Origin of the sequence: Nocardia elegans NBRC 108235 (assembly GCF_001612845.1) — a bacterium.
GTDB classification, from domain to species: Bacteria; Actinomycetota; Actinomycetes; order Mycobacteriales; family Mycobacteriaceae; genus Nocardia; species Nocardia nova.
This window is the reverse complement of sequence record NZ_BDBF01000099.1, coordinates 1-5,271: the sequence shown is the minus strand read 5'-3', so window position 1 is coordinate 5,271 and position 5,271 is coordinate 1. Positions and strand designations below refer to the sequence as shown.

Below are 5,271 nucleotides of genomic sequence, written 5' to 3'. Positions count from 1 at the left end.
CGGTGGGCGCGATGGTCGCCTCGCATCCGCTGGCCAAGAAGATCGGCGCGTGGCCGTCGGTGGCGGTGGTCTCCGGCGCGGTGGCGCTCACCTCGTGGGCGCTCGCCGACCGCCGCGCCTGAACGATCACAGCTGATCCGCAGGTGCGACACCCGCGGATCAGCTGTCCGGCCTCCAACTGCGGCGGCGGCCTACCGCGTGCAGTCGTTTCGCATGTGCAGCCAGTGCACCGCGCACCCTCTGTTCAGAGAGTGACGCCCAGCAGGGCATCGACGGCCGTGCGAACCAGGCCCGGCGCCGCGGTGTCCGGCCCGCCGTAACTCAGGGCCTGCTGCACCCAGCTGTCCACGGCGGCAAGGGCTTTCGGGGTGTCCAGATCATCGGCCAGATGTTGACGCAACCGCGCGACCGTCTCCTCGGCCCCCGGACCCGACTCCAGCGCCGCCGCCTGCCGCCAGCGCGCGAGCCGCTGCTGCGCCTGCTCGAGCACCGCATCCGACCACTGCCGATCGGTGCGGTAGTGGTCGGCGAACAGGCCCAGCCGGATCGCCGACGGATCCACGCCCGCGCGCCGCAACTTCGACACGAACACCAGATTGCCCCGCGACTTTGACATCTTCTCGCCGTCCAAGCCGATCAACCCGGCGTGCACGTAGTGCCGGGCGAAGCGCCGATGCGACACCAGCGCCTCGGCGTGCGCGGCCGAATACTCGTGATGCGGATAGATCAGATCGCTGCCGCCACCCTGAATGTCGAATTCGGGGCCGAGCCGGTTCAACGCGATCGCCGCACACTCGATATGCCAGCCCGGGCGGCCCTCGCCGAACGGCGCCGGCCACGACGGCTCACCCGGCCGCGCCGCCCGCCACAGCAGCGCGTCGATCGGGTCGCGCTTACCCGGGCGCTCCGGATCGCCGCCGCGTTCGGCGAACAGCCGATCCATCGTGGCCCGGTCGTAGCCGGATTCGTAGCCGAACTGCTCGGTGGCGTCGTGGCGGAAGTAGATGTCGCGGTATTCGGCGTCGTCGACGACATACGCCGCCCCGGCGGCCAGCAGTTTGTCCACCAGTTCCACGACCTCGCCGACCGATTCGATCGCGCCGATGTAGTCGCGCGGCGGCAGCACCCGCAGCTGCGCCATATCCTCGCGGAACAACCCGATCTCGCCGGTGCCGAGTTCGCGCCAGTCCACCCCGTCGCGTTCGGCCCGCTCGAACAGGGGATCGTCGACGTCGGTGATGTTCTGCACGTAGTGCACCTCGTGGCCGCCGTCGCGCAGGATCCGGTTGACCAGATCGAAGGCCAGATAGGTCGCCGCGTGCCCCAGATGCGTGGCGTCGTAGGGTGTGATGCCGCAGACGTACATGGTGGCGGTCGCGCCGGGCGACACCGGGCGCACCTGCCGGTCGGCGGTATCGAACAACCGCAAGGGCGGTCCGGATCCGGGGACGGCGGGAACGGAGATTTCGGACCAGGACTGCATGATTCGAGGGTAAGGGTCCGGGCGGGCACCTCGCCCGCCACCCCCGGCTACCGGGCCCGTCGCGGGGTGTTCGCCACCACATCCGACCTCGGCCGGGGTCAGCAGTGTGGCGAAGTCAACCGTTGTACGCCACGCGCACCGAATGCGGCGCGCACGTCGGCGGATCGGCGCGATCGGATTCGCGCCGGCTCAGAACGCGGGCCAGGGAATGGGGCGAGAGCTGATCGGTTGCGGCAGCACCGGATCGTTCAACAGCTCGCGGGCCCGCGCCTCCAGGGCCGCGATCTCGTCGTCGGTGATGTGTTCGGCCAGCGCCGAACCGATCGGGCCCGAAATCCGGTCGGCGAACGCGGCGATGTCACCGAGCAGTTCCTCCCCCACCGGCTCGCCCGCCCAGCCCCACAGCACCGTGCGCAATTTCGGTTCGCTGTGCAGGCAGATCCCGTGGTCGACCCCGTAGACACCGCCGTCGACGCCTTCGAGGGCGTGCCCGCCCTTGCGGTCGGCGTTGTTGAGCAATACGTCCAGTACCGCCATCCGGCGCAGTCGCGGATCGTCGGCATGGACCAGTGACACGCGCGCACCCGTGCCGTCCACCGCCCGCAGTACCTCCCGGAACCCGGCGGGCACCGCACCGGCGGGCACCAGATCCACCAGATCCAAGCGCCCCGGCGCCGCCTCACCCGGGTCGACGGTCTCGATCCAGCGCTGCACCATGCCGGGGCCCAGCGGACCCTCCCGCAGGATCGTCTCCGGAATCACCGACCACCCCAGCGCCGCCGACACCAGATACGAGGCCACCTCGCGCCCGGCCAGCGTGCCGTCGGGGAAATCCCACAGCGGCCGCTCCCCGCGCACCGGCTTGTACACCACCCGCAGAGGCTCCGCGCCCCCGTCGACCGGCGGGTCGATCTCACAGACCAGGGTGAGGTTGCTGGCGGTGGTCACCCGCCCGATGATCGACAACTCACCGCTGTAGAGGCCGTCGCGGGCCGCGCCCTCGTCTGCGGTCGCCGCGCGCGTGGTCACCGGTCCTCAGTCCTCCAGATCGGTCGCGCCGAAGATGTCGCCGCGCTTGTAACCATTGGTGCGCACACACATGTGCCCCTTGGGCGAGAGCGGTTCCCCGCACAGCGGGCACGGCGGCCGTCCGGCCGCGATCACCTTCGCCGACCGCAACGCGAATTCGCGGGCCTGCTCCGGGGTCAAGAACACCCGCACCGCGTCGGGGCCCTCCTCGGTGTCGTCGAGGACCACCGATTCGTCGACCTCGGTCTCGGTGATGGCCAGCAGTTCCACCACCACCGCGCCGGCATCGGCGTCCCAGCCCAAACCCATTGTCCCGACACGGAATTCGGTGTCGATCGGCATCTGGAGCGGGGCCGTGTCGTTGACGTCCTCGGCCTGCGGCGGCACCGTGGCGCCGAACCGGCGGGCCACCTCGTCCAGCAGCAGACCCATCCGGTCGGCGAGCACCTTCACCTGCTGTTTCTCCAGCAGCACGCTCACCACGCGGGGTTCCTGCACGGCCTGTAGATAGAAGGCGCGATCCCCTGGCTCACCGACGGTTCCGGCGACGAAACGGTCGGGGGTGCGAAACACATGGATTGCTCGGGCCATCTGCACCTCCTGAAACCGACTGCATCACTGATTACGCTCGTTCCCCGAATCGGGGGGATCCGCAATATTCCCATTATCCGCCCCCGGCGCGGCGCCCACCTCACCGCCGGGGACGGGCCCGGCACGCTGCTCGGACGGTTGCGCGACCGCGGCCAGCGCCGACAGGTCGGAACCGGTGTCGTTGACGCGCCACACGTAGGGGGCGGCCGGGGTGTAGCGGACGACGCTGATGGAGGCCGGTTCCACCACGATGCGCTGGAACCCGTCGAGATGGATGCCGAACGCGTCGGCCAGCAGCGACTTGATCACGTCACCGTGCGTGCAGGCCACCCACAGCACATCGCGGCCGTGGCGTTCGGCGAGTTCGGTGTCGATCGCGCGCACCGCGGCCACCGCCCGGTACTGCACCTGGGCCAGGCCCTCACCACCGGGGAACACCGCCCCCGAGGCGTGCTGCTGCACGACCTTCCACAGCGGTTCCTTCACCAGCTCCGAGAGCAGCCGGCCGGTCCATTCGCCGTAGTCCACCTCGAGCAGGCGCTCGTCGGGTTCGGGTTCGAGGCCGAGTTTGTCGGCCAGTGGGGAGACCGTGCGCGTGCAGCGCAGCAGCGGGGAATGCGCGATGTGCTCGATCGGTAACGGTGCCAGGCGTTCTGCCACCGCCAGCGCCTGCTCGGTGCCGCGCTCGGTGAGCTCGACCCCGGGACTGCGGCCGGCCAGCGTGCGCGCGGTGTTGGAGGTCGACACCCCGTGCCGCAGCAGGATCACCGTCATGGGACCAGACTAGGCGATCACCACCGCCGGGCTCGCGCCGTCACCGGCCCCCGACCTCGGCCGCACGCCCCGGCAATGCGGAACCCGCTGGTATACAACCTGTTTCGCTGTCGGAGGAATCGGCGACCGGGCCTGTGACCCGGCCTCCCCGCACCGGCGGGCGCTGTGGTGCACCTCGCATCTTCCGGCGGTTCGCGAGTGGTATCCGTTTCCGGGACCGGTTGTGGCCCTAGGCTCGGACACTGTGACGAGAGCTGGGGCGGTGTGGTGATGGAACAGCGGGCGGTGGGCCGCAGTGGCCTGCGGGTATCGCGGATGGGGCTGGCCACCCACACCTGGGGCCGGGAAACCGATGCCGAGGACGCGGCGGCGCAGCTGGTGGCGTTCGTGGAGGCCGGCGGAACGCTGGTCGACACCTCGCCGGTGTATCAGGGCGGCGCCGCGCAACGCATGCTCGGCGAGCTCGTGGGTGAGCTGGTGCCGCGCGACGATCTGGTGATCAGCGGGTGTGCGGGCCTGGTGCCGGTGCCCGGGGTCACCGATCCCGACGGCGGACCCGCGGCCGGCATCCACTGGAGTGTGGACGCGTCGCGGCGCACCCTGATGCGTCAACTCGACCGCACCCTCGCCGAACTGGGCACCGACTATCTCGACATCTGGAGTGTGGCGGCCTGGGACCGGCACACCCCGCTCGACGAGATCGCGGCCACCCTCGACCACGCCGTGCGCTCGGGCAAGGTGCGCTACGCGGGGGCGCGCGGCCTGAGCGCCTGGCAGCTGGCCACCTTGGCCTCGGCGGCCCCGATCGTGGCCGCGCAGTCGCCCTATTCGCTGCTGGCACGCGGTGCCGAAACCGAACTGCTACCGGCGGCCGGACACCACGGGGTCGGGTTGATCGCGGCCTCACCGCTGGCCGGTGGCATCCTCACCGGCAAATATCGCGACGGCGTGCCCGCCGACTCGCGTGGCGCCGACGAGGCGACCGCCGCCGAAATCCGCGAACGTCTCGACGAACACGCCACCCGGGTGGTGGACGCGGTGGTCACCGCGGCCGACGGGCTGGGCACCTCACCCCTGGCGGTGGCGGCGGCCTGGCTGCGCGACCGGCCGGGCGTCGCGTCGATGATCGTCGGCGCCCGCGATATCGGTCAGCTCACCGGCGTCCTCGCCGCGGAAACGCTGGAACTTCCGCGGGCGATCGCGGCCGCTCTCGACGACGTCAGCGGTATCTGAGCGGCCGGGCCGGCGGGACGTGCGCGCACAGGGCGGTGACAACCGGTCCGCGCTACCACTTAGGCTTGCCTACATGAGGTGTCTCGACGTCCGATCGGCCCGCATCGCCTCCGCCGCACCGGCGGGGCCCACCGAGCCGGGCGCTGCGGCAACGCCGGCGC

5 protein-coding genes are annotated in these 5,271 nt (G+C 70.9%); 1 reads left to right on the top strand and 4 read right to left on the bottom strand.

Features of this window, described 5'->3' with window-relative positions:
- Window positions 1-244: 244 nt before the first annotated feature.
- The 4 genes from mshC to NE2_RS34275 form a co-directional block, all read right to left on the bottom strand.
- On the bottom strand, window positions 245-1,483 hold the full coding sequence (mshC, locus tag NE2_RS34290; RefSeq protein ID WP_063032897.1) for a cysteine--1-D-myo-inosityl 2-amino-2-deoxy-alpha-D-glucopyranoside ligase: 1,239 nt from the start codon (window positions 1,481-1,483) through the stop codon (window positions 245-247).
- A gap of 189 nt (window positions 1,484-1,672) precedes the next feature.
- On the bottom strand, window positions 1,673-2,512 hold the full coding sequence (locus NE2_RS34285; protein ID WP_063032895.1) for an SCO1664 family protein: 840 nt from the start codon (window positions 2,510-2,512) through the stop codon (window positions 1,673-1,675).
- A gap of 6 nt (window positions 2,513-2,518) precedes the next feature.
- Entirely contained in the window at window positions 2,519-3,103 is a 585-nt protein-coding gene (locus NE2_RS34280; protein WP_036505610.1) for a DUF3090 domain-containing protein, read from the bottom strand.
- A gap of 24 nt (window positions 3,104-3,127) precedes the next feature.
- The gene (locus NE2_RS34275; RefSeq protein ID WP_063032893.1) at window positions 3,128-3,877 is read right to left on the bottom strand and encodes a histidine phosphatase family protein; all 750 of its coding nucleotides are present in this window, start codon (window positions 3,875-3,877) and stop codon (window positions 3,128-3,130) included.
- 270 nt (window positions 3,878-4,147) lie between these two features.
- On the opposite strand from NE2_RS34275, the gene NE2_RS34270 reads away from it, so the two are divergent.
- On the top strand, window positions 4,148-5,110 hold the full coding sequence (locus tag NE2_RS34270) for an aldo/keto reductase (protein WP_063032891.1): 963 nt from the start codon (window positions 4,148-4,150) through the stop codon (window positions 5,108-5,110).
- Window positions 5,111-5,271 lie beyond the last annotated feature (161 nt).